Origin of the sequence: Actinomyces sp. Marseille-P3109 (assembly GCF_900323545.1) — a bacterium.
Lineage (GTDB): Bacteria > Actinomycetota > Actinomycetes > Actinomycetales > Actinomycetaceae > Actinomyces.
This window is the reverse complement of record NZ_OOHN01000008.1, coordinates 2,239,830-2,264,173: the sequence shown is the minus strand read 5'-3', so window position 1 is coordinate 2,264,173 and position 24,344 is coordinate 2,239,830. Positions and strand designations below refer to the sequence as shown.

The 24,344-nt window shown below is 69.5% G+C and carries 17 protein-coding genes and 1 tRNA gene; 14 read left to right on the top strand and 4 right to left on the bottom strand.

Annotated elements, in window-relative coordinates; all coding sequences use genetic code 11:
* Window positions 1-103: 103 nt before the first annotated feature.
* Window positions 104-1,831: a sensor histidine kinase gene (locus tag BQ8008_RS09815; protein WP_108833850.1), complete on the bottom strand. Its 1,728-nt coding sequence runs from the start codon at window positions 1,829-1,831 to the stop codon at window positions 104-106.
* 19 nt (window positions 1,832-1,850) lie between these two features.
* Entirely contained in the window at window positions 1,851-2,597 is a 747-nt protein-coding gene (locus BQ8008_RS09810; protein WP_108833849.1) for a response regulator transcription factor, read from the bottom strand.
* A 287-nt stretch (window positions 2,598-2,884) separates the two neighbouring features.
* Here BQ8008_RS09810 and BQ8008_RS09805 point away from each other — a divergent pair, with 287 nt between their 5' ends.
* From BQ8008_RS09805 to BQ8008_RS09750, 12 genes are all read left to right on the top strand, one after another.
* Entirely contained in the window at window positions 2,885-4,237 is a 1,353-nt protein-coding gene (locus BQ8008_RS09805; RefSeq protein ID WP_108833848.1) for a PAS domain S-box protein, read from the top strand.
* Between the two features lie 169 nt (window positions 4,238-4,406).
* Window positions 4,407-5,741, top strand: a complete 1,335-nt coding sequence (locus BQ8008_RS09800) for a diguanylate cyclase (RefSeq protein WP_108833847.1) — start codon at window positions 4,407-4,409, stop codon at window positions 5,739-5,741.
* A gap of 305 nt (window positions 5,742-6,046) precedes the next feature.
* A complete protein-coding gene (gene topA, locus BQ8008_RS09795) occupies window positions 6,047-9,049 on the top strand; it encodes a type I DNA topoisomerase (RefSeq protein ID WP_108833846.1) in 3,003 nt (1,000 codons plus the stop codon).
* 252 nt (window positions 9,050-9,301) lie between these two features.
* Complete coding sequence (locus tag BQ8008_RS09790; RefSeq protein WP_108833845.1) at window positions 9,302-9,919, top strand: DUF3060 domain-containing protein; 618 nt, start codon at window positions 9,302-9,304, stop codon at window positions 9,917-9,919.
* A gap of 7 nt (window positions 9,920-9,926) precedes the next feature.
* Window positions 9,927-10,655 carry a response regulator transcription factor gene (locus BQ8008_RS09785; protein WP_108833844.1) on the top strand — a complete coding sequence of 243 codons (729 nt, stop codon included), beginning with the start codon at window positions 9,927-9,929 and terminating at the stop codon, window positions 10,653-10,655.
* 448 nt (window positions 10,656-11,103) lie between these two features.
* Window positions 11,104-12,006 carry a sensor histidine kinase gene (locus BQ8008_RS09780; RefSeq protein WP_234415337.1) on the top strand — a complete coding sequence of 301 codons (903 nt, stop codon included), beginning with the start codon at window positions 11,104-11,106 and terminating at the stop codon, window positions 12,004-12,006.
* Window positions 12,007-12,119: 113 nt separating this feature from the next.
* A complete protein-coding gene (locus BQ8008_RS09775; RefSeq protein WP_108834864.1) occupies window positions 12,120-13,364 on the top strand; it encodes an OmpA family protein in 1,245 nt (414 codons plus the stop codon).
* A gap of 77 nt (window positions 13,365-13,441) precedes the next feature.
* Window positions 13,442-14,113 (top strand): DUF3060 domain-containing protein, encoded by a 672-nt coding sequence (locus BQ8008_RS09770; protein WP_108833842.1) that lies wholly within the window; start codon window positions 13,442-13,444, stop codon window positions 14,111-14,113.
* Between the two features lie 105 nt (window positions 14,114-14,218).
* Window positions 14,219-14,986 carry a dTMP kinase gene (gene tmk, locus BQ8008_RS09765; RefSeq protein WP_108833841.1) on the top strand — a complete coding sequence of 256 codons (768 nt, stop codon included), beginning with the start codon at window positions 14,219-14,221 and terminating at the stop codon, window positions 14,984-14,986.
* On the top strand, window positions 14,983-16,242 hold the full coding sequence (locus BQ8008_RS09760; protein ID WP_108833840.1) for a DNA polymerase III subunit delta': 1,260 nt from the start codon (window positions 14,983-14,985) through the stop codon (window positions 16,240-16,242). The genes tmk and BQ8008_RS09760 overlap by 4 nt, the downstream gene beginning before the upstream one ends.
* A gap of 365 nt (window positions 16,243-16,607) precedes the next feature.
* Window positions 16,608-18,275: an alpha/beta hydrolase gene (locus BQ8008_RS09755; RefSeq protein WP_108834862.1), complete on the top strand. Its 1,668-nt coding sequence runs from the start codon at window positions 16,608-16,610 to the stop codon at window positions 18,273-18,275.
* A gap of 76 nt (window positions 18,276-18,351) precedes the next feature.
* The gene (locus BQ8008_RS09750) at window positions 18,352-20,013 is read left to right on the top strand and encodes an alpha/beta hydrolase (protein ID WP_108833839.1); all 1,662 of its coding nucleotides are present in this window, start codon (window positions 18,352-18,354) and stop codon (window positions 20,011-20,013) included.
* Window positions 20,014-20,149: 136 nt separating this feature from the next.
* Here the strand turns inward: BQ8008_RS09750 and BQ8008_RS09745 are convergent, their stop codons facing one another.
* Window positions 20,150-21,148: an asparaginase gene (locus BQ8008_RS09745; protein ID WP_108833838.1), complete on the bottom strand. Its 999-nt coding sequence runs from the start codon at window positions 21,146-21,148 to the stop codon at window positions 20,150-20,152.
* A gap of 3 nt (window positions 21,149-21,151) precedes the next feature.
* Window positions 21,152-22,738 (bottom strand): amino acid permease, encoded by a 1,587-nt coding sequence (locus BQ8008_RS09740; RefSeq protein WP_108833837.1) that lies wholly within the window; start codon window positions 22,736-22,738, stop codon window positions 21,152-21,154.
* Between the two features lie 283 nt (window positions 22,739-23,021).
* Here BQ8008_RS09740 and BQ8008_RS09735 point away from each other — a divergent pair.
* Together BQ8008_RS09735 and BQ8008_RS09730 are read left to right on the top strand one after the other, a co-directional pair.
* A tRNA-Thr gene (locus BQ8008_RS09735) sits at window positions 23,022-23,094 on the top strand.
* A 615-nt stretch (window positions 23,095-23,709) separates the two neighbouring features.
* A complete protein-coding gene (locus tag BQ8008_RS09730; RefSeq protein ID WP_108833836.1) occupies window positions 23,710-24,039 on the top strand; it encodes a histone-like nucleoid-structuring protein Lsr2 in 330 nt (109 codons plus the stop codon).
* Window positions 24,040-24,344 lie beyond the last annotated feature (305 nt).

Here is a 24,344-nt window from a genome sequence, read left to right as displayed (position 1 = left end):
GGTCTGCGCGTTCGGCGGCAGGAATCCGGTACCCGTACGTGTGGCACGTTCCCGCCCGGAGATCGCGCGCCTCACCTCCCGGCACGGGCCTCGGGCACGGGCTCTACCCCTCGACGGCGGCGGCCGGGAGCCTGACGGTGAAGGTGGTCCCGTGGTCCTCGGGCGCCGTGGAGGACTCGACGTCGATGCTGCCGTCGTGGGACTGGACGATCGCCAGGGCGATCGACATGCCCAGCCCCGTTGAGCCGGTGCGCCGCTCGCGCGAGGAGTCCCCGCGGGCGAAGCGCTCGAAGAGGCGGTCGCGCACCTCCGGCGCGATACCGGGGCCGTCGTCGTGGATGCGCACGATGAGGGTGCCGCCCTCGCGCTCCAGCGTCGTGGTCACGTGGCTGCCGGCGGGTGTGTGGACCCGGGCGTTGGCCAGGAGGTTGACGACGACCTGGCGCAGGCGCGCCTCGTCGCCGATGACCAGCGGCGGCTCGGGCAGGAAGTCCTCGGCCTCCTCCGGCGTGGCATCGGCCGGGGGCCTGAGGGCGGCCAGGTTCAGCTGCCAGTCGTGGTCCGGCCCGGCCGCACGGGCGTCGGCCACCGTGTCCACCAGGAGCCCGACCAGGTCCACCTCCTCACGGCGCAGCTCGCGCCCGGCGTCCAGGCGCGCCAGCAGCAGCAGGTCCTCCACGAGCGCCGTCATTCTCACCGACTCGGAGTGCACGCGTTCCAGGGCGTAGGTGGCCTCCTCCGGCAGGTCGGCGTCGGCGCCCTCTCGGTGGATGAGCTCGGTGTAGCCGCGGATCGAGGCCAGCGGCGTGCGCAGCTCGTGGGAGGCGTCGGCCACGAACTGGCGCACCTGCGTCTCAGAGCGCTGCCGGGCGGTCAGTGCGGACTCCACGTGTCCGAGCAGCGTGTTGAGGGCGCCGCCGACGTAACCGACTTCGGCCGAGGAGACCAGGTCCGTCCCGGCCACCCGGTCCTCGATGCTCACCTCGCCGCGCTCCAGCGGCTGGGAGGCCACACGGTGCGCGGTACGGGCCACCCGCTCCAGGGGGGCGAGCGAGGAGCGCACCATGGCCCGTCCGGCCAGGGCCACCACCAGGGCGCCCACCATCGCGACCACCAGCTCGATGAGCAGCTGGGAGCGGATGAGCGCCCTGTCCCCCTCCAGGGAGAGGCCGGTGATGACGGTGTCCCCCGAGACCTCGTCCCGCGTGGCCAGGACCCGGTAGCTTCCCAGGTGGTGCAGATGGACGGTGACGGGGTGGTCCCGGGTGGCCTCCGACAGTAGGCGCCGGCAGTCCTCCTGGGAGATGGCCGCGTAGTGGCCGTCCTTGTCGATGTAGGCGGCCGCCTCGCTGCTGGAGCTCGACGACGCCGGGGCGATGAGCGTCAGGGTGCCGGTGGACTGCCCGGCCGCGTCGAGCCCGGGAGGAACCCCCTGCTTGCCGGGGTCGGTTCCTTCCGCCCCCTCGGGCCCCTGGGCTCCGCCGGCCTGGCTGTCCTGGTTGCTCTGGGGCCCCTGCTCCTGGGCGTCCTTGGCCTCCTGCTCGAGGTCGTGGCGCTTGACGGCGGCGCGCTGGGCGGCTGCCGTCAGCTGGCTGTCGGTGCGGGCCATGAGGGTGTGGCGCAGGCTGACAGTGGAGAAGGTGCTCATGACCGCTGCCATGATGAGGACCAGCCCGAGCACCCCGGCCACCAGACGGGTGCGCAGGCTGCGGGGGCGGCGCGGGCTCGGACCGGACCACCATGAGCCGCGACCGGTTCCCCAGCCAGTCCGCGGACCGGTCTGCCCGCCGTCCGGTGCCGGGAGGCCCGACGTCTCTGACGTATCCGGCATATTCGGTGTCTCCGGGCCGTCAGACGCGCTCGCCGGCGCCGACGGCGGGCTTGAGGACGTAGCCGACGCCACGCATTGTGTGGATCATGGGCTCGCGGCCCTTGTCGATCTTGCGGCGCAGGTAGGAGATGTAGAGCTCGACGATGTTGGCCTGCCCGCCGAAGTCGTAGTTCCACACCCGGTCCAGGATCTGCGGCTTGGACAGGACCCGGCGGGGGTTGCGCATGAGGTAGCGCAGCAGCTCGAACTCGGTGGCGGTCAGCTGGATCTCGTCCTGGCCGCGCCAGACCTCGTGGGAGTCCTCGTCCATGCGCAGGTCCCCGACCTCCAGCAGGGAGGCGGGCTTCTCCTCGCTGGCCCCCGAACGGCGCAGCAGGGCGCGCAGGCGGGCCACGACCTCCTCCAGGGAGAAGGGCTTGGTGACGTAGTCGTCGCCGCCGGCGGTCAGTCCGGCCACCCGGTCCTCGACGGCGTCCTTGGCGGTCAGGAACAGGACCGGCACGTTCGGGCTGTGGCCGCGCACCCGGCGCATGACCTCCAGGCCGTCGAAGTCGGGCAGCATGATGTCCAGGACGATGACGTCGGGGTCGATCTCTTGAGCGGATCGGACCGCGGCGATCCCGGTCCCGGCAGTCGTGACCTCCCAGCCCTCGTAACGCAGGGCGGAGGCGAGCAGATCGGCGAGCATCTGCTCGTCGTCGACGACCAGGACGCGCAGGGGGGAACCGTCAGCGCGGGTGAGGTTCTCGGTGGGGGCGTTAGTCACATCGTCTATTCAACAGGAAGGCGCTGTGCTCGACCACAGCGCAACCTGTGTCTCGACTGTGTTACCGATCTGAGACCCAACGGCGACCCAGAGGGGTGGGTGCTGTGACATGCTTATGCGGTCGTGCGTCTCGGTTGTTGATCCCCACATCCGTGTGCACCATAACGTTACTTCGTAGCGTAGTCGCACAGAAGGCGGTTTAGTGGAATCTCAGCCGTCTCTCTATTCAGCGTGTCGCGGTCGGTAATCCGGCGGTGACCGATTCCCCCTACCATTGCAGGAGAGTCATGGAATACGTCGATGGCAACGAGCGCCGCTTCGGTGCCGAGGACCTGTTCTTCTCGACGACGGATACCAAAGGTGTCATTCGCAGGACGAACCGGGTATTCGATTCGCTGTCCCGTTACAGCGCTGAGGAGCTTATTGGCTCTCCGCACAACATTATTCGTCATGATGACATGCCCGCCGGGGCCTTCAAGCTCATGTGGGATGAGCTGGAGCAGGGGCGCTCGTCCTGCGTCTACGTGCTCAACCGGGCCAAGGACGGACTGGACTACTGGGTCTTCGCGACGGTCACCCCGCTGACGGATGGCTACCTGTCCGTGCGCGTGCGTCCGACCAACCATGCCATGTTCACCCCCATCAAGGAGATCTACTCCAGGGTACGGGCCGCCGAGCGCGCCTACGCCGAGGAGGGGCACGGACGACGGGAGGTCGCCGAGCACGGTGCGGCGCTGCTGACCGAGGAGCTGGCGGGGCTCCAGTACCGCGACCTGCACAACTTCGCTCGGGCCGCCCTCCCGCGCGAGCTGGCCCTGCTGGTGGTGGAGGGGGTCCGGGTCCCGCCGCGCGCTGAGTCGGACAACCCCATGTTCGCCGTCCTTCAGGCTGTCGCCGCGATTGAGCGGGACACCGACGAGCTCGTCTATCAGCTGGGGGAGTACCAGGAGCTCATCAACGGGCTGGGCTCCTGGGCCGGCGGGGTGCGCTCGGTCATCGAGCGGGCCAACCGCGTGGGCGACCTCATGGGCGAGGTGACCAGCCCCGACGACGAGTCCTCCGTCCCCACGGTCTCCGAGCGCGTCAAGGATCGCAGCGCCCAGGCCGTCGAGGTGCTCCGCCAGCTCAACTCCTCCCTCGTGGCGCTTTACGAGGCGGCCTCGGAGGTGCGCTTCCGCAGCTCGATGATGCGTCTGCACACGCTCATGGTCGGAATCTTCGCGGCCGCCGTCCTGGACGGGGAGGAGGGGGAGTCCGCCGACGCCATCGGCGACCTCGCCGAGGCGATGCTCTCCGACCTGGAGTCCCTGGTGCCCTCCTGTCAGGAGGCCGCGAACCTGGCCGAGCGCCTGGAGGGCGACCTGCGCGGCGTGGTCAGCAACCTCGACCGTGTCAAGCGGCCCTTCCAGCGCTGGATCCGCGCTCTCCAGGATGAGGGCACCCAGGCGCTGGTCGACGGCGTCGACGCCGAGGCCGCCCTGCGCGAGGCCGTTGCCGTGGGCGAGCAGGGCTTCCCGGAGACGGCCTCCCTGGCCGAGCTGGCCGCCAAGGCCCGTGGTGTCGTCGTGACCCTGGATGAGTCCGTCATCCGTGAGCGGGTGGCGACGGTTCGCGAGACCCTGGGCCAGCTGGGGGCGTAGTTAGTCGAAATCTACAAGATAGGTCCCAACTTACTGGTGACAATGTCGTAAACAGTCTTCCGCGGGCCCGCGCATGTCATTAAGGTTTTTCTGGCACTGTGTGAGGAGCTAGGGAAATGGTCCTCGACGAGGTGCTCCCGCGAACCATCTACCATGAAGGAGAGCGCCCATGGAATCGCAGGTCGGGTACGAGCGTTTGTTCGATCCTCAGGACATCTTCTTTTCCACCACGGACCTCAAAGGTGTCATTCAGAACACCAATAGGACATTCGACACGCTGTCTCGCTACTCGCGTGAGCGGCTCATTGGAGCTCCCCACAACATCATCCGGCACCTGGACATGCCGGCCGGTCTCTTCCGCCTCATCTGGGACGATCTGCAGTCCCAGCGCCCGGCCTGCGGCTACATCACCAACCGTGCGGTGGACGGCCTGGACTACCGGGTCTTCGCCACGATCGTGCCACTGCGTCAGGGCTTCCTGTCGGTGCGGATCAAGCCGATGGATAACGTGACCCGGGGCAAGGTCGAGGAGGCCTACCGGCGGGTGCGCGCCAAGGAGCGCGACCTTCAGGCCCGCGGCGCCTCGCGCCACCAGCTCGGTGAGTTCGGCGGCCGCGAGCTGGCCGCAGAGCTCCAGACACTGGGCTTCTCCTCCCTGCACGACATGACGCTGGCGACCCTGCCGCGCGAGGTGGCCTCCCTGGTCAGCTCCGGGGTACGCGTCCCGGCGGCCGCCCCCGAGAGCCTGGGCGCGGTGGCCCGGATCCTCAACACGGTGGCCGCCATGGAGAAGGACACCAACGCCCTGGTCTTCGAGCTCGACGAGTACCTGCGCCTCATCACCACCATGGAGGCCACCCACGACTCGGCCCGGGCGGTGGAGGCGCGGGTGGGGCGCATCGGCCAGCTGGTCTCCCACGACGTCGGCAACGGCACCCAGACCAAGGCGCAGATGCTCGCCGAGCGCATCTCCGAGCTCACCGGTGCCGCCGGCGCCGAGCTGACCGGGTTGCCCTCGCGCCTGCAGGTCCTGCACCAGTCGGTCACCGAGCTGCGTTTCTCCGTGGCCCTCATGCGGCTGCTCACCCTCATGGTGGGACGCTTCGCCCAGTCCATCCTCGACGGCAGCGAGGTGGACGCCATGCACTCCCTGACGGACCTGTGCGAGGCCCTCGAGTCCGGCTTCCGTGGGCTGGGGCCCGTGCTGCGCACCGTGAGCACCCAGGTCGCCCAGCTCAACGACGCCCTGCGCACGGTCACCTCCAGCCTGGACCGGGCGGCTCGACGCCTGGGCCAGTGGGTGGACCTGCGCGGCGGCGGGGCGGGCTCGTCGGGCTCGCCAGTCGTTGACGAGGTCGCCCAGCTGACCTCGCGCGGCTTCCCGGAGGTCCGCTCGCTGGCCGAGCTGGCCGCCGAGTGCCGCGGCCTGCACCTGCCCTACGACGAGAGCATCGCCGCCCAGCGCCTGGCCGCCGTGCGCAGCGCCCTGGCCGAGCTCATCTGAGGCTCCTCCGATCCGAGTCCCGTGGACCCGAGCAACCGCCTGCCGGCGGCCGGCTGCCTCGGGCCCAGCCCGTTGAGACGAAAGTCGTTTTCCGTGCGCTGCCTGGTTGGAAAAGGTGGGCGGTGCGTTACAGTCGGCTGAGAGCCGGCGCGAGCCGCCTCCCCTGCCGCACACCCTCGTCAGGGGCCCTGATCGCCCGGATCGTCCTGATCGCACGAAGATCGCCCGGCCCCGCCGACGTCGCGAACCATCGACCACCCCGCCAGGCGCGGCCAGCCGCGCACCGCCCGTGAGGAAGGCTTTACGTGTCCACCAAGCTCGTCATCGTGGAGTCCCCCAACAAGGTGCGCTCCATCGCCGGCTACCTCGGTCCGGAGTTCGACGTCGAGGCCTCCGTGGGGCACATCCGCGACCTGCCGCAGCCCTCCGAGCTGCCCGCCACCATGAAGAAGGGGCCCTACGGCAAGTTCGCGGTCGATGTCGAGGACGACTTCACGCCCTACTACGTCGTCAACCCGGACAAGAAGAAGACGGTCGCCCAGCTCAAGAAGGCCCTCAAGGACGCCGACGAGCTCTACCTGGCCACCGATGACGACCGCGAGGGCGAGGCCATCGCCTGGCACCTCCAGCAGGTCCTCAAGCCCAAGGTGCCGGTGCGCCGCATGGTCTTCACCGAGATCACCCGCGAGGCCGTCACCCGGGCCCTGAACAACACCCGCGACCTGGACATCAATCTCGTCGACGCCCAGGAGACCCGCCGCATCCTGGACCGCCTCGTGGGCTACGAGGTCAGCCCGGTCCTGTGGCGCAAGGTCCGCGCCGGCCTGTCCGCCGGGCGCGTCCAGTCGGTGGCCACTCGCCTCGTCGTCGAGCGCGAGCGTGAGCGCATGGCCTTCCGCTCGGCCTCCTACTGGGGGGTGGAGGCCACTTTCTCCACCGTCCTGTCCCCGGTGGACGTCACCGCCCGTCAGGACGCCTCCTTCGCCGCCCGCCTCGTCAGCCTCGACGGGCGGCGGGTGGCCACCGGCCGCGACTTCAACGACGCCGGTCAGCTGCGCCCGGCCGCCGTCAAGGCCTCCGCCGTCCACCTCCACCAGGTGGGGGCCACCGCCGTCGCCGAGGCCATCAGCCGGGGTGAGCCGCGGGTGGTCGGCGTCGAGGACAAGCCCTACAAGCGTCGCCCGGCGGCCCCCTTCACCACCTCCACGCTCCAGCAGGAGGCCTCCCGCAAGCTGCGCATGAACCCGCGGGAGACCATGCGTGTGGCGCAGGGCCTCTACGAGAACGGCTTCATCACCTACATGCGCACCGACTCCACGGTCCTGTCCAGCCAGGCAGTGGCCGCGGCCCGCTCCCAGGTGACCGAGCTCTACGGCGCCGAGTACGTGCCCCAGCGCCCCCGCGTCTACGCCTCCAAGGTCAAGGGCGCCCAGGAGGCTCACGAGGCGATCCGCCCGGCCGGCGACCACTTCCGCACCCCGGCCCAGGTCTCCGGCGAGCTCACCGGCGCCCAGTTCCGCCTCTACGAGCTCATCTGGAAGCGGACGGTGGCCTCCCAGATGGCCGACGCCGTCGGCTCGACCGCCACCGTGACCGTCGAGGTGCCCCTGACCCCGGCGGCCGGCGAGTCGCGCGACTCCGGTCCCACCTTCTCCACGGCCGGCCTGACGGCGTCGGGCACCGTCATCACCTTCCGCGGCTTCCTGGCCGCCTACGAGGAGGGGCGCGACGCCGAGCGCTACCAGGACGACTCCGGCGCCGCCGCCAAGGACTCCAAGGACGTGCGCCTGCCCGCGATGATCGCCGGTCAGGAGCTGGCCGCCCTGGCCGCCGAGGCCGCGGGCCACGAGACGACGCCGCCGCCGCGCTACACCGAGGCCTCCCTGGTCAAGGCCCTCGAGGAGCGCGAGATCGGCCGCCCCTCAACCTACGCGGCCACCATGTCCACGATCTCCGATCGCGGCTACGTGGACCACCGCGGGCAGGCCCTGGTGCCCACCTGGCTCGCATTCGCCGTCACCCGCCTGCTGGAGGAGAACTTCACCGAGCTGGTCGACTACGACTTCACGGCCTCCATGGAGCGCGACCTCGACCGGATCGCCGCCGGCGAGGAGGACCGGGTGGCCTGGCTGCGACGCTTCTACAACGGCCAGGGCGCCCCCGACACCGTCGCCCGGGAGATCGCCGAGGCCGCGGCCGCCGGCGAGCTCGACGCCGCGGCCGCCTCCGCCGCAGAGCTGCGGGCCCAGGGGCTCAAGGGGCTGGTGGACAACCTCGGCGAGATCGACGCCCGCGCCGTCAACTCCATCGAGATCGGTGGGGGTATCACCCTCAGGGTGGGCCGCTACGGCCCCTACCTGGAGGACACCGAGGGCAAGCGCGCCAACGTGCCCGCCGACGTCGCCCCCGACGAGCTGACCGTGGACAAGGCCCGAGAGCTCTTCGCCCGGGCCGCCGACGACGGCCGTGAGCTGGGCGTCGACCCGGTCAGCGGACACGTCATCATCGCCAAGGACGGCCGCTACGGCCCCTACGTCACCGAGGTCCTGCCCGACCCCGAGGAGACGGCTGGGGCGGCCGGGACCGCCGACGCCGACTCGGCCGCTGCAGCCGACGAGGCCGGTGAAGCAGCGACCAGGAAGACAGCGAAGTCTGCGAAGACTGCGAGGACCGCGAAGACGAGGAAGACGGCCAAGGCCGCCAAGGCTGCCAAGCCCAAGCCCCGCACGGCCAGCCTCCTGCGCTCCATGGACCTGTCCACGGTGACCCTGGAGCAGGCCCTGGACCTGCTGAGCCTGCCGCGCGTCGTCGGACAGGACCCGGAGTCGGGGGCGGACATCACCGCCCAGAACGGTCGCTACGGTCCCTACCTCAAGAAGGGCACGGACTCGCGCTCCCTGGAGACCGAGGAGCAGATCTTCACCGTCACCCTGGAGCAGGCCCTGGAGCTCTTCGCCCAGCCCAAGCGGCGCCGGGGGCAGGCGGCCGCCCGCGGGCCGCTGCGCGAGCTCGGCGAGGACCCGGACACCGGCAAGCCCGTGGTCATCAAGGACGGCCGCTTCGGCCCCTACTTCACCGACGGGGAGACCAACGTGACCCTGCGTCGCGGCGACGACCCGGCCACCGTCACACCCGAGCGCGCCTTCGAGCTGCTCGCGGAGAAGCGCGCCAAGGGCCCGGCCAAGAAGCGCACCACCCGCAAGACCACCACCAAGAAGACCACGACGAAGACGGCGTCGAAGTCCACCGCCAAGACCGCGGCCAAGAAGAGCACGGGGAGCAGGGCGAGCACGTCGAAGGAGTCCTAGCCGGCCGGTCAAGTGCGCGCTCGTCAGTACAGTCTCGGGGCTCTGCCGTGTTGACGTCTCCTCGGATCGGCGAGCCGGAGCTCCAAGGGCGCACGGACGGGTGGCGGGGCCGCACAGCGATGTTGTTGTTCCGTGAGCACCATCGCGCCCCTGGTCGCAGCACTGCGACATCTCGGCGACGAGGATGGCACAACTGGCCGGTATTGTATTTTGTGTACAACTCCCCACATGCATTCCTGAGAGGACCCCGTCATGTCGCTGCCCAAGACTGTTGTTGCCGGTACCGCCGCCCTGGCCCTGGCCCTGAGCCTGGGCGCCTGCTCCCTGTCCGCCAACCGCTCCGGCTCAGGCGAGTCCGGGTCATCGGCCGCGACCCAGGCCGAGCAGAGCAAGCAGACCGGGGCCAAGAGCGCCGACTCCAACGGCTCCGCCACGTCCGATTCCCAGGGCACGGCGAAGTCCGACTCCCGGGCCTCCTCGGGATCCTCGGCCAGGACCTCCACCGACTCCGACGACCAAGACGACGACAGGGACGGTGACGACGCTCCCATCACGGACGCCACCTGGAAGGACATCCAGAGCACGGGGCAGCGCACGGAGGTCTTCGGCGCCCACACGGTCCAGGGCTCCGGAAGCACCCTCAACCTGGTCGGCGACCTCGACTCGCTCATGGTCCAGGGATCCGACGTCAAGATCGCCGCTGAGGAGGTCGACGTCCTCACCATCCAGGGCTCCAACGTCACCGTCTACGCCCGCGACATCGACCACCTCACCATCATGGGTTCCAACGTCACCGTCTACTGGCTGGGCGACGACCCCACGATCCAGGACAGCGGTGCCGGCAACACCACCGGGAAGCTCGTTCAGTGAGGCTGCCGTGACTCAGCCCACCGCACCGGCTCCGTCCGCCACCGTCCTGCTCGTCGACGACGAAGCCCCCATCCGCCGCTCGCTGGGCCCCTACCTGGAGCGCAGCGGGTACCGGATCCTGCTCGCCTCGGACGGGATGGAGGCCCTGGATCTCCTGGCCTCCTACCAGGTGGACATCATCGTCTCCGACGTCCTCATGCCCAGGATGGATGGGCGCGAGCTGGTGCGTCGGGTACGGGCGGGCGGGGCCTGGACCCCCATCATCCTGCTCACCCAGGTCAACGCCTCCTACGAGCGGGTCTCGGCGCTCGATGACGGCGCCGACGACTACCTGTCCAAGCCCTTCGACCCCGCCGAGCTCGCCTCCCGGATCCGCGCCGTCCTGCGCCGCACCCGGGGGATGGCCCAGCCGCTGATCTCCGCCTCCAGGCTGGTGGCCGGCGAGCTGGTCCTGGAGCGCACCTCCCGGCGGGTCACCCTGGCCGGACGCGAGGTGGCCCTCACCCCGAAGGCCACGGCGCTCCTGGACTACCTCATGAGCCACCCCGGCGAGCTCCACACGCGCGACGACCTGCTGGCCTCCCTGTGGGGCATCGATTTCGCCACGTCCACGCGCGCAGTCGACCACCGCATCCGCGAGATCCGCCAGGCTCTGGGCGACGACGCCGCTCACCCCACCTACATCGAGACGGTCCCCTCCGTCGGCTACCGCTTCCGGGCCGGGGTCCAGGCATGAGTCAGTCGCCTACGCCGCCGGCGTCGGACCTGCCGCCCTCGTTCCCGCCCCGGCCGTCCTCGCAGGACGGCCGCACCAGGTACCTGCCGCCGACGGTCGACCCGGGCGGACCCCGGACGGTGGAGATCCACCGGCCCCTCGCGGGCGCACCGCATCCGCCGGCCCGGCGGTCACCGGCCTCTGCACCAACGCCTCAGCCGACGACAGTGCAGCCGCCGACCGCCCAGCCCGCGATCGCTCATCCCACGGCCGGGCGGCCCGCGATCGCTCATCCCACGGCCGGGCGGCCCGCGATGGGTAATGGCAGAGCCGTGGAGGCCGGGCTGACCGGGGTGGGTGTCCTGCTGCTCGCCCTCCTCACACCCACCCGACCCATATCCTCCCGGCCGCCCCGGTCAGCCCTGCTTCCACGGCGGACGGGGCGTCCGGGAGGATATGGGTCGGGTGGGTGCTCGCGCTGGTGGCCGTCGCCGGTGCGGTGGCCGGGGCCTACGCCGTCTACGGCCTGGTGCCCCTGCTCGTCACGACGACGGTGCCGCTCGTGGTGTTGGAGACCGGGGTGGGTGTCCTGCTGCTCGCCCTCCTCATCGCCGTGGGGCGACGCAGACAACGGCTGGCGATCGAGCGGGCTCGCCGCGAGGCCCAGCAGGAGGCGTGGGCCCACCACCAGCAGTTCCTGCGCAGACTGGACCACGAGCTGAAGAACCCGTTGACGGCGGTGCGCGCCGCCGTCGCCGACCTTCCGCAGGCTCGTCCTCAGGAGCTGCAGGCCAGGGTCGACGTCGTCGACGCCCAGGCCCGCCGGATGGGGCGCCTGGTGACGGATCTGCGCAAGCTGGCCGACTTGGAGACGGCTGCGCTGTCGCTGGAGGACGTCGACATCGCCGAGACCGTGCAGGACGCCGCCCAGGCGGTTAGCGAGGAGGGCGCCGCCCGGGGCGGAGCGCCCAGGATCCGCCTGGACCTGCCGCAGGTGCCGTGGCCGCTGTCGCACGTGCGCGGCGACGGCGACCTGCTGTACTCGGCCGTCTACAACGTCATCTCCAACGCCTCGAAGTACACCGGGCCGGGCGGGACGGTGGAGGTGCGCGGCCGGGAGGAGTCCGGCACCGTCACCATCGAGGTGGCCGACACCGGGATCGGGGTGCCGCAGGCGGACCTGCCGGCGGTGTGGAGCGAGCTGGCACGCGCCGGCAACGCCCGGGGCCTGCCGGGCTCGGGACTCGGGCTGGCGCTCGTGGCGACGATCGTGCGCCGCCACGGCGGCAGCGTGCGCATGGCCTCCCGCGAGGGCGTGGGGACCCGGGTGTGGCTGAGCCTGCCCGTCGCGGGCCCGGTGAGTGCGACGTGACCGGCCCGGCCGACCCCGGTCGAGGACTCTGGAGTCGCTCCACCAGGGGCCTGTCGCAGGACTGCGACAGCGTGGGGACCGAGCAGCGACAACGCGACGGTAACGTTCAGGTCATGACAAAAGCACTCGTCTCCCTGCCTTCCCTCGCCCTCATCACCACCCTCGCCCTGAGCGGCTGCTCCCTGTCCATCGGAGGCGGCTCGTCGTCGCAGGCCCAGAGCCAGGAGACCCAGGTCGGCTCGGACACCAGCAGCGCCGCGGGAAGCGCCAAGGGCTCCACCTCCGCCCCGGCGACGGGAACGACCGCCTCCACGGGCCAGGCCGTCGCAGGCTACGAGCCCGGCCAGATCCCTCCGATCCCCATGTTCGCACTGCCGGATCTCAGCCTGCTCACCCAGTCCACGGGCGCCTTCACCCCGGACCTCACCCGCTCCATCACCTCCCAGCCCGGCGTCACGGTCAGGCCGGCCCGCTGCGACGCGAGCGGTTCGCTCGTCTCCGGCTCCACGGTGCTCGGCGGCGACGGCTCGATGACCACGAGCTCAGGATCAACCGCAGTCACCAACAATGGCGACGGCTCCGGGACCTTCTCCGACGGCAAGGTCTCCATCGTCAACAACGGCGATGGCTCGGGCACCTACAGCGACGGCAAGGTCTCGATCGTCGTCAATGGTGACGGCTCGGGCACCTACAGCGACGACCACCTCTCCGTCACTGTCAATGGTGACGGCTCGGGGACCTACAGCGACTCCGCTACCGGGGAGTCCATCGTCCTGGGCGGCGACGGCTCGGGCACCTACAGCCGCGGCGAGGTCTCCATCGTCAACAACGGCGACGGCTCCGGAACCTACTCCGACGCCACCACCTCCATCGTCAACGAAGGCACGGGCAGCGCCATCGTCAACGGCAAGACCGTCTCCGCCAAGCCGGTTCCCAAGGCCGGCAAGGTCGGCACCTTCCCCTCCATCGACGCCGCCAAGCCGGCGCAGTCCTGCGGCACGGTCATCACCCTGGAGGACAGCGTTCTGTTCGACTTCGGCTCATCCGACCTGCGCTCCGAGGCCTCGACCACCCTCACCAACCTGGCCACCGTCCTCAAGGACTCCAAGGCCCCCAAGGTCCAGGTCCAGGGCCACACCGACTCCGTCTCCGACGACGCCTCCAACCAGACGCTCTCCGAGCAGCGCGCCAAGGCGGTCACCGACGCACTCACCTCCGACGGCGTCACCGCCGCCATCGAGTCCGTCGGCTACGGAGAGACCCGGCCCGTCGCCCCCAACGAGAGCTCTGACGGCTCCGACAACCCCGCCGGGCGGCGCCTCAACCGCCGCGTCGAGGTCTTCGTCCCGACCTTCTGACCCGCCTGATCATCAGGCCGCCTGTCCACCACGTCCACCTGACCACCCTCACCACATCTGAATACCGGAGAAGAACTATGTCCCTGACCACTCGTCCCCTCAACCACCGTCGCGCCGCCGCCGTCGTCCTCGTGTCCCTGTCCCTGACCGGTATCAGCGCCTGCTCCGTCTCCATCGGCGGCGGATCCACCGACGAGGGCACCGCCGCCACCGCGAGCCAGGAGGCCCCCTCAACCGAGCAGGCCGCACCCGCCTCACAGTCCGCGACGCCGGCGAACAGCTCTCAGACCCCGCCGGCGCGGGCCACTGCGCCGAGCACCCCGGAGCAGGCCGCACCGGCTGCCTCGACCGACGCCGGCGCCCCCGAGGCCAGCGCCCCGCCCGCGGCCGGTGGCCGCCCCGGCGCTCAGGCGACCATCTCCGACAGCGACTGGCTGAGCGACCTTGAGAGCGTGGACCGGACCGTCTCGGCGACCCCGTCCATGCTCCTGGACAAGCTCAACGACGAAGTCCGTATCGAGGGCGACGTGGAGAACCTGACCGTCTCAGCGGACAACGTGACGGTCTTCGTCGACTACGTCGGCCTGCTGACCATCACCGGCACCAACGCCGAGGTCTACGTCAAGGACGTCGACCGCGTCGTCGTCAAGGGAACCAACGCGGACGTGGTCTGGGCCGGCAACACCCCGAAGGTGGAGGACTTCGGCCGCAATACCGAGACCCGCCAGCAGGGCTCTAAGAGCGACTGACCGAGGCCGACTGTGAGGGCTGACTGAGACTGACTGCGCCCGTTTCATCCTGTGGCCCGCCCGGCCTGGAAACCGGGCGGGCCACACGGCCGCTACGCTGGTCGGGTGACTCAGCCGCCCCCCGCCACGGCCCACCCCGGTCTGTTCATCTCCTTCGAGGGAGGCGACGGCGTCGGCAAGACGACGCAGATCCGCATCCTCGCCGACCTCCTGACCGCCGCCGACGTCGATCACGTCCTCACCCGTGAGCCGGGTGGCACCGAGCTCGGCCTTGAGATTCGGCGCCTTCTCCTGCACGGCGGGTACGTCGCCCCGCGCGCCGAGGCTCTCCTGTACGCCGCTGATCGAGCCCACCACATCGCCACCCGCGTGCGGCCCGCCCTCGAGCGCGGCGCCGTCGTCCTGGCCGACCGCTACCTCGACTCCTCGGTCGCCTACCAGGGGGCGGCCCGCTCGCTGGGCCCCGACGAGGTCCGCGATCTCTCCCTGTGGGCCACTGAGGGCCTCCTACCGGACCTGACCATCCTGCTCGACGGCGACCCCGCCCTGGCCGAGCAGCGCGCCACCGGCCGCGGCTCCAAGGACCGCCTCGAGCGGGAGGGCGACACCTTCCGCACCGCCCTTCGCGAGCAGTTCCTCACCCTGGCCGCCGCCGAGCCCGAGCGATTCGTCGTCATCGACGCCGACCGACCCGTCGACCAGGTGGCCGACGACGTCATCGAGGCCGCCGTCGCGGCCGTGCGTCGCCACGGTGTGCGCCACGAGCACGGCGCCGCTCACCAGGGGGTTCTTGTCGGCCTGGAGGCCTTCGTCGAGGCGGCGGCCCGCCGCAGCGCCGGGGGGCCGCCGAGCCTGTCGGGGGAGCGGTCATGACCGTGTGGGACGACGTCGTCGGTCAGGAGGCCGCCGTGGCCGCCTTCAGCGCCGCGGCCCTGGCCGCCCGGGAAACGGCCGAGCGGCGTGAGGCGGGTGCCGCCGGAGCCGCCTCAACGGGACCGGGCGGCTCAGAACATGGGGGAGTGGGGTCAGCAGCGGGCCCACTGGCCGGGCTCGCGATGAGCCACGCCTGGCTCGTGACCGGCCCGCCCGGATCGGGCCGCTCGAATGCCGCCCGCGCCTTCGCCGCCGCGCTGCAGTGCATCGGCCCGGTGCCCGGCTGCGGGCAGTGCAAGCCCTGCCGCGACGTCGTGGCCGGCTCCCACCCCGACGTCGTGCGCCTGACCACCGAGAAGCTCATCATCACCATGGACGAGGTCAAGACCCTCATCGGTGAGGCCCAGCGCCGTCCCTGGACCGGCCGCTGGCGCGTCATCCTCGTCGAGGACGCCGACCGCATGGCCGAGCGCACCACCAACGTCCTGCTCAAGTCCATCGAGGAGCCGCCGCCCCAGACCGTCTGGCTGCTGTGCACCCCCAGCGCCGACGACGTCCTGCCCACCATCCGCTCGCGCTGCCGTCTGGTGACGCTGCGGATCCCGCCGGCCGAGGCCGTCGCCGAGCTCCTCGTGCGCCGCGACGGCGCCGACCCCGAGCTGGCCGTCCGGGCCGCCCGGGCCAGCCAGTCGCATATCGGACTCGCCCGGCACCTGGCCACCGACGCCGGAGCCTGGGACCGGCGTCGCCGCCTCCTGCTCGCCCCGGTCTCGCTGCGCAGCGTCGGTGACGCCGTCCTGGGCGCCGCCTCCCTGGTCGAGGCCGCCGAGTCCGAGGCCAAGGAGGCCACCGCCGAGCGCGACGCCCGAGAGAAGGCCGAGCTCACCCGTGCGCTCGGTCTGGAGAGCGACGGGAAGATCCCGGCGGCCCTGCGCGCCCAGATCCGCCAGCTCGAGGAGGACCAGAAGCGCCGTGCCAAGCGCGCCCGCACCGACGTCCTGGACCGGGCCATGATCGACCTGCTGTCCTTCTACCGCGACGTGCTCACCACCCAGATGGGCAGCGACGTCGAGCGCGTCAACCTCGATCTGTCCGACGCCGTCGACCAGGCAGCCCGCACGACGACCCCTGAGCAGTCCCTGGCGCGGATCGCCGCCATCGAGGAGTGCCGCAGCCGCCTGCGCTCCAATGCCGCCCCGCTGCTGGCCGTTGAGGCCCTCATGGTCCAGCTGCGCCCCCAGGCCGAGGGAAGGTGACCACCAGGTCCTATCCCGCCCGCCAAGGGATGCCCCACCCTCCAACCCACCCGGGCGATCACCGGGGCCAGGGCGTACCGGCTCATGGAGATCGAGTTCGATCGGGTCTGGATGTGGGCCGCGTCCCGGCGACTGGTGCGTCCGGAGAGCACTGAGGACGACGGCGCCCGCAGGGTTGGAGCACCCGAGTATTTCATCCCTAAGTCGGATCACGCACCGGGCGGTTAGTTCATACGATGCTGACCATGGAAACGAGAATAAGGCAGCACAATCGTTGGAGTCGCGCCCTTTCTGCTGGGATGAGCAGAGGAAGGCGAGAAGGAGGCGCCAGCGCAGCCGGGCAAAGTCGTCGGGTGGCTGCTGGGATGCTGGCGGTTCTGAGCGGTGTCTGTCTGGGGGCGGGGACCGGTGCGGTGCCGGCTGCTGCGGCTCCGGCAGCGGGGGCGGCTGCGGCGGCGAAGGCGGCGGTTCCCGAAGGGCTGGAGTCCTTCTACAACCAGACGGTGGAGTGGTACGACTGCGGCGCGACCGGGGGGATGGAGGAGTCCGCGGACAAGACGGGCTTTCAGTGCGCCAAGGTCACGGTGCCGCTGGACTACTCCCAACCCGAGGGCGAGACCATTGAGATCGCCATGAAGAAGCACGTGGCCACCGGCTCGGTGCGCCAGGGCAGTCTCTTCGCCAACCCCGGCGGCCCCGGGGACTCAGGGGTGGAGATGGTGGAGAGGAACGAGATCGAGTTCTCGCCCGATCTCAACAAGTCCTACGACATCATCGGCTTCGACCCGCGCGGCATCGGTGAATCGACCCCCATCACCTGCGCCGTCGCCGGTGAGACACCGGCCGGAGGAGCGGCCCAGGGAGCGATGGGAGCCGAGGATCCCCTTTCCGGCTCCATCAGACCAGACGCCGCCGGTGTCGATCCGGAGCCCCCGGAGGACACTGAGATCCCCGCTGCCGGTGCGGCGGCGGGCGGTGCCGGCTTCAAGGCACTCATCGACGAGATCACCAAGAACTACAAGCAGAAGGAGGCCGACTGCGCCGCCAGCACCAAGCCTGCAGGGCTGCTCGACCACGTGGACACGGTCTCGGTGGCCCGGGACCTCGATGTGCTGCGGGCGCTGTCCGGGGATGAGAAGCTCAACTACCTGGGCTTCTCTTACGGCACGTACCTGGGGGCCCACTACGCCGAGCTCTTCCCGGCCAACACCGGTCGTATGGTGTTCGACGGCGCCCTGGACCCCTCCCTGTCCCTGGGACAGCGAGGGGCGGGCCAGGCTCAGGGATTTGAGAGCTCGCTGCGCACCTACGTCGAGCAGTGCCAGGCCGGTCTGGCCGTCCGGGAGGGGCAGCGCTGCCCGCTCACCGGCGACACCGATGCCGGGGTTCAGCAGATTCGTGACCTCATCACCTCCGCCAACCAGTCGCCGCTGACGACCACCGACCCGAACGTGACCGTGGACGGCAGCACGGTCCGCGTCGTCGTCAACCGGCTCCTGTACTCCTCGGAGTACTGGAGCCTCCTCACCTACGCGCTCGACCAGGCCATCACCCAGCAGGACGGTTCCTACATCCAAGTGCTCCAGGGGCAGGTCGCGGCCGATGGTGGCTCGGGCGCTCCGACCTTCTACGCCGTCAGCTGCCTCGACATCCCCGTCCAGGGCGATATGGCCAGCTGGGAGAGGCAGTACCAGCAGAACCTCCAGAACTCGCCGACCTTCGGCGCCTCGCTGAGCAACCAGGACGCGCGCTGCCAGGCATGGGGGCACAACGGCACCCGCGAGCCCGCCCCCATCCACGCCAAGGGGGCCGCCCCCATCCTGGTGGTGGGCACCACCGGCGATCCGGCCACCCCCTACGCCTGGTCCCAGGCCATGGCCGAGCAGCTCGAGTCCGGCCGGCTCCTGACCTGGGAGGGCAACGGTCACACCGCATACGGGCGCTCCGGTACCTGTATCCACAGCGCCGTCGACGGCTACCTGCTCAACGGGACCATGCCGGAGCCGGGCGCCACCTGCAGGGGAAACGAGTGAGGCCGGCCCGCACGGGGGCGGGGCATCGCGATGATGGGTAGTTGTATCCACTCCACCTCCAGGAGGAGGAGCGCCCATGGCTCGGCATCGTAAGGTTCACCCCGTGACTACCGAGACTCTTCATCGGCCCGGCACCAAGCGGCTCGTCGCGGCGATCGCCGCGCTCCTGGTGTGCGCCGGCCTGACCGCGTGCCAGGGCAGCCCGGACATCAAGGCCTCGCCGGCCACCGCGTCGGCCACGCCGACGGTCCCGGCCGGGCTGGAGAGCTTCTACAACCAGAAGGTCTCCTGGTACGCCTGCGCCAAGAAGGGCATGGACGAGGCGAAGTCCGGGGAGGACACCGGTTTCAGCTGCGCCAAGGTCAAGGTGCCGCTGGACTACAGCAACCCCGGCGGCGAGACCATCGAGATCGCGGTGAAGAAGCGGGCGGCGACCGGGGACTCGGTCGGGTCCCTGTTCATCAACCCGGGTGGGCCGGGAGGGGTCGGGTCCCTGTTCATCAACCCGGGTGGGCCGGGAGGGTCGGGCATCGAGCTGGTCGACTCCGTCGGGACGTACTTCTCCAAGAACCTCACCGGCTCCTACGACGTCGTCGGCTTCGACCCGCGCGGCGTGGGCTCCTCAACGGCGATCGACTGCCTGAGCGACTCCGATCTCGACGCCGAGCGGGCCGGCGAGAACGACCCGGCGACGCCGTCGACCACCGCCACGATAGAGCGCGCCCAGAAGATGAACACCGCCTGTGAGTCGAAGACCGGCACGCCGGGGCTCCTGGACCACATCGACACGATCAGCGCCGCCCGGGACCTCGACGTCCTGCGTGCGGTCGAAGGACAGCAGGCGCTCACCTACCTGGGCTTCTCCTACGGCACCTACCTGGGGGCGACCTACGCCGAGCTCTTCCCGGCCAACACCGGTCGCCTGGTCCTCGACGGCGCCGTCGACCCCTCCCTGAGCGCCGAGGACATGACCCTGGGCCAGGCCAAGGCCTTCGAGGTCGCGCTGCGGGCCTATGTGCAGGAGTGCCAGTCCTCCAAGCTGAGCTGCCCGCTCAGCGGAGACGTCGACTCCGGCGTCTCCCAGATCCGGGAGTTCCTGGAGTCCACCAAGACGGCGCCGATCCCGACGTCCGACCCCCAGCGGCCGCTGACCTACGACCTGGCCCTGACCGGTGTGCTGGGGGCGATGTACCAGACCAGCCTGTGGTCATCTCTCACCGCGGCCCTGACGCAGGCGATGGACACCTCGGGAAGCCGGGACGGAAGCGCGCTGATGGTGATCACCGATGCCTTCGCCTCCCGGCAGAGTGACGGCAGCTACTCCGGTAACAGCACTGAGGCCCTCATGCCGGTCAACTGCCTGGACTTCCCGGTCCAGGGGGACGACGCCTCCTGGGAGCAGAACGCGACCGCCGTCAAGGATGCCTCCCCCACCTTCAGCGCTCAACTCCTGTACCCCGATGCCTACTGCCAGGGCTGGGGCCACGAGTCGAGCCGCAAGCGCGAGAAGATCACGGCCTCCGGCGCCGCGCCGATCCTCGTGGTGGGGACGACCGGCGACCCGGCGACCCCCTACGCCTGGTCCGAGGCTCTGGCCGAGCAGCTCGAAACCGGCCAGCTTCTCACCTGGAAGGGCAACGGGCACACCGCCTACGGACGATCCAACGACTGCGTTAAGAACGCCGTGGACACCTACCTGCTCAACGGGACGATGCCCGACAAGGGACTCACCTGCTGACTGACATGTGTGCGCCCGGAACGCCACCGACGGAGTCCTGGCAGGCGTGAACGCGGACACGGACTCGGCCCCGGACGGCTCACCAGCCGGCCGGGGCCGAGGTCTGTGACGCGGGTCCTGCCCTGATGCCGGGGTGCTACTCGCGCAGCTCGCCGGCGATGGAGCGCCCCATCCACTGGGCCAGCTCACTGCCGTGCAGTCCCTGCGAGAGCAGGAACTGCACCTTGGCGTAGGCGGCCTCCAGGGTCATGTCGCGGCTGCCCACGGCGCCGCTGCGGGCCAGCGCGTCCCCGGCCTCGTAGTGCCCCAGGAGCACCTCGGACTCGTGGCACTGGGAGGTGACGACGACGGCCGTCCCGGCGGCGATCACCCGCTCGAGGACGTCGGTCAGCCCCGGTTCCTGGGAGGGCATGTTGCCCACCCCGAAGGCCCGCAGGACCACGGCCTCGGGCAGCGGTGTCAGCAGAGCCTCCAGGCGCTGTGCGGTGATGCCCGGGGCCAGATCGACCACGACGACGTCGTGGCGAGTGTAGGGCCTGGCATCCTCCCAGGCCGTGCCCGCCGGTGTCGCCGCGGCCCACTGCCACGGGGCGCCGGTGGTGGCCAGAGGGGCGGCGTTGGGGGACTCGAAACCGGTGAAGGCCCACGAGGAGGACTTCGTCGCCCGGTTCCCGGCCAGCAGCCGGTGCCCGAAGAACAGCGATACCCCGCTGAGGCGCTCGGAGGTGGCGGCCTTGAGGGCGCCGGTGACGTTCGCGGCGGCGTCGGATCCCAGCACCCCCAGCGGGAGCTGGGATCCGGTGACGACGACGGGCGTGGCCAGGTCCGTCAGGGCGTAGGACAGGGCGGCGCTCGTGTAGGCCATCGTGTCGGTGCCGTGCAGGACCACGAAGGCAGCCTCCGGATCCTCGGCGGCATGGGCGCGCAGGTCGTCGATGATCGCCTGCCAGGACAGCGGCGTGGCATTCGAGGAGTCGATGAGCGGGGCCAGCGAGGTCACCGACACCGCGTCCGCCAGCGGAGTTCCCCTCAGCAGGGAGCCGAGCCAGCCCTCCAGATCGGCCCCGGGAACGAGGCCGCGAGGGGAGTCCACCATTCCGATGGTGCCTCCGGTGTAGGTGATGTGGACGCGCATGGGTCAGGCTCCTGCCGGTGAGGCGCCGTCATGCGTTGAGTGGACGGCGTCGTGCGGTGAGGCGGGCGCGGATCCGTCCACCTCGTCGGCGAGGACCTCCTCGAGGAGGTCTCCCCGGATGCGTCCCCGCACTGCGTACCAGCCTGCCACCATCATGATGATGACGATGGCGAACAGTGCCAGAGTCCACCGCCCGGCCGGGTCGGCCAGGTTCGAGGCGACGACGATGGTGAAGAAGGCCAGGGCGGCGTAGTTGCTCCAGGGGGCGCCGGGCATCCGGTAGGCCGGACGCACCTCCTTGCCGTCGCTCACCCGCCGGAGGAAGGCGAGGTGGGTGACGAGGATGGCGCCCCAGGTTCCGGCGATGCCGATGCCGGCCAGGTTCATGACGATGTCGAAGGCGTCTCCGGGCAGGTAGGCGTTGAGCAGGACGCCGAGCAGTCCCAGCGCGGAGGTGATGATGATGCCGCCGGCGGGAACCTGGTGCTTGTTGAGGCCGGCCGCCACCCGTGGAGCCTCACCGGCCACCGCCATGGAGCGCAGGGTGCGCCCCGTGGCGTAGAGGCCGGCATTGAGAGAGGACAGCGCGGCGGTGAGGACCACGACCTGGATGATGTCACCGGCGTAGGGAACACCGATACCGGAGAAGAAGGTGACAAAAGGCGACTCGGTCTTCGAGTAGGAGGTGTAGGGGAGGACCAGTGCCAGCAGCATGACGGAGCCGACGTAGAAGACGAAGATACGAAGAATCATCGAGTTGATCGCCTTGGGCAGGATTTTCTCCGCGTCCTTCGCCTCTCCGGCGGCCACTCCTACCATCTCCGTGCCACCGAAGGCGAAGACGACGCCGAGGGTCAGGGCGAAGACGATCGGGAATCCTTCGGGGAAGAAGCCTCCGTTTCCGAGGATGTTATGAGCCCCTGCGGTGATCGCCCCTCCATCGGAGGCTGTTCCGGTGTGAAGCCTGAGAACAATGGCGACGATGGCCACCACCATGAAGGACACGATGGCGGCGACCTTGATGAGTGCGAACCAGAACTCTGCCTCTCCGAACATCTTGACGTTCAGCATGTTGAGGATGAAGACCAGGACGAGTGCGATGAGCGCGAAGACCCACTGCGGTACAACCTGCAGAGTCGTCCAGTAGTGGAGGTAGAGGGCCACTGCGGTGATGTCGGCCATGACGGTCACCGACCAGTCCAGGAAGAAGAACCATCCAGTGATATAGGCACCCTTCTCCCCGAGGAACTCACGGGCGTAGGAGACGAATGCTCCGGAGGAGGGCCTGCGGATGGCGAGCTCGCCCAGTGCCCGCACCATGAGAAACGCGAAGACCCCGCAGATGGCATAGGCGAACATCAGGCCGGCTCCGCCTTCTTCGAGGCGGCCGCCGGCACCCATGAAAAGACCCGTGCCGATGGAGCCGCCGATGGCGATCATCTGCAGGTGGCGGTTCTTCAGTGACTTGTTGTAACCGGCGTCGCCGCGGTCCTGGACGTGATCGCCCGAGCGGGCGTCGGTGGGGACCCGCGGTGAATCCGGACGCGGAGATGGCGAAGTGGAGGGTGAGCTGGATGGAGACTCGGTCATGGAGATCCTTACGGGAGGTCGGCCGGCTGAATGATGTGCGGAGAATATCGGGCTCTGGCGGGTGCGGCTGACACAGGCGGTGAGTACTCCGAGCCGAGTCCGGGCTCTTCTCGGTGCGTGCCGCTCCTGCGCTGGAAGACGGATGTTGTGGGCACTGGGTGCTTGTGATCCGGTGCTCTGAGAGACGCTATCAACTGTGTCGAGGAACACGGTCGGTGGCGTTCTGGTGGATTGCGGTGATGGGGACGGGAACGGTATGTTCGGCCCTGCTGCTTGCGTCAGCGCCGCCTTAGCTCAGTCGGCAGAGCGATTCACTCGTAATGAATAGGTCGTGGGTTCGATTCCCACAGGCGGCTCGATCGACCCCGGGGAGGTACATCCCCGGGGCTTTTGCGTTGACCGGGTTCGGACTTATGTGTGCATTATGACACACGCCCCTCCTTCCGCGGCAGAGCGGGTGCTGCTTTCTGAAACGACCGCATCGTCGAAATGCCCGTCATCGATGATCGTGCACGGAGGGTGGGCGCCTCAGGGATTTTACTGGTTTAGCGGGCTGTCCCTTGTGGTGTGAAGGCATGTCTCTGGCGTTAGTAGGCAATCGCTTCAGGCTGGGAGAATCCTGTCCGATTATCTGGGAACCCTCTGGGAGTGATGGATTCGCGGACCGGATGATCTTCGTGGGCCTCCAGTTCTCAGGGGTGCTGGGCGAGTTGGTTGAGCATTGAGTGGCCGCATCTTGAGGGGATCTCCAAAGGAGGGCATCAGTGCTTTCACAGTTTTCAGTCTTGCGCGGGGAGGTGAGGAGGTGGGCCTGTCGGTGGGGTGGGTGCTGGATTAGGGTGCCCGGTCGTGGTTGGTAATGCAGGTGGCGAAAATACCGTGTTGCATTGAAGGCAACTATTGTTTAATCTAACGGTGTCCGCAGCGGGATACGTGCTTAGACCCGCTCCCTCCAATCAGAATGAGGAATCATGGCACAGAAGACTCAGGTCATCCTCGTCGACGATGTCGACGGGTCCGAGGCCAACCAGACCGTCACCTTCGCGCTTGATGGCGTGACCTATGAGATCGACCTGAACGACGAGCACGCCGCCGCTCTTCGTGAGTCCCTGGAGGAATGGGTCGGAAAGGCTCGTCGCACCGGCGGTCGTCGCAGTTCTGGTCGTCGTCGTTCCAGCGGTCCTTCCGACACTCAGAAGATTCGTGAGTGGGCCCGTGAGCAGGGTCTGGAGGTTTCTGACCGCGGTCGCGTCTCCGCTGAGGTGCGCAAGGCCTACTACGAGGTCAACCCCAACAACTGAGGCCGGTTGGGTGCGACGGGCTCCTGTGAGCCGGCGCCCAGTATCGAGACAACCTCGAGCTTATTGCCACCTCACACAATGGTCCTGGTTATGCACTGAGGCGCATAACCAGGACCATTGTGTTTTCAATGGGTGAATATCAGTGCCGTCCATGGGGGACAGGTATGAGTGCGGTGCGCGAGGCCTCATGCCTATGACGGATGAGTTTGTCCGTCCTCCTCTGCCTGCGGTGCGCGTCCATCGGCCTGCTGAAGGACGGGTCGCCGCGCTGTACGGGAACCCGCCCGGCGTGGAGCGCACCGAAT

Coding starts and splice junctions, on each gene's coding strand:
- BQ8008_RS09815 (WP_108833850.1), bottom strand. CDS start 1,831: ATGCCGGATACGTCAGAGACGTCGGGCCTCCCGGCACCGGACGGCGGG.
- BQ8008_RS09755 (WP_108834862.1), top strand. CDS start 16,608: ATGCTGGCGGTTCTGAGCGGTGTCTGTCTGGGGGCGGGGACCGGTGCG.
- BQ8008_RS09800 (WP_108833847.1), top strand. CDS start 4,407: ATGGAATCGCAGGTCGGGTACGAGCGTTTGTTCGATCCTCAGGACATC.
- BQ8008_RS09760 (WP_108833840.1), top strand. CDS start 14,983: ATGACCGTGTGGGACGACGTCGTCGGTCAGGAGGCCGCCGTGGCCGCC.
- BQ8008_RS09775 (WP_108834864.1), top strand. CDS start 12,120: ATGACAAAAGCACTCGTCTCCCTGCCTTCCCTCGCCCTCATCACCACC.
- BQ8008_RS09770 (WP_108833842.1), top strand. CDS start 13,442: ATGTCCCTGACCACTCGTCCCCTCAACCACCGTCGCGCCGCCGCCGTC.
- BQ8008_RS09750 (WP_108833839.1), top strand. CDS start 18,352: ATGGCTCGGCATCGTAAGGTTCACCCCGTGACTACCGAGACTCTTCAT.
- BQ8008_RS09790 (WP_108833845.1), top strand. CDS start 9,302: ATGTCGCTGCCCAAGACTGTTGTTGCCGGTACCGCCGCCCTGGCCCTG.
- BQ8008_RS09730 (WP_108833836.1), top strand. CDS start 23,710: ATGGCACAGAAGACTCAGGTCATCCTCGTCGACGATGTCGACGGGTCC.
- BQ8008_RS09740 (WP_108833837.1), bottom strand. CDS start 22,738: ATGACCGAGTCTCCATCCAGCTCACCCTCCACTTCGCCATCTCCGCGT.
- BQ8008_RS09805 (WP_108833848.1), top strand. CDS start 2,885: ATGGAATACGTCGATGGCAACGAGCGCCGCTTCGGTGCCGAGGACCTG.
- BQ8008_RS09745 (WP_108833838.1), bottom strand. CDS start 21,148: ATGCGCGTCCACATCACCTACACCGGAGGCACCATCGGAATGGTGGAC.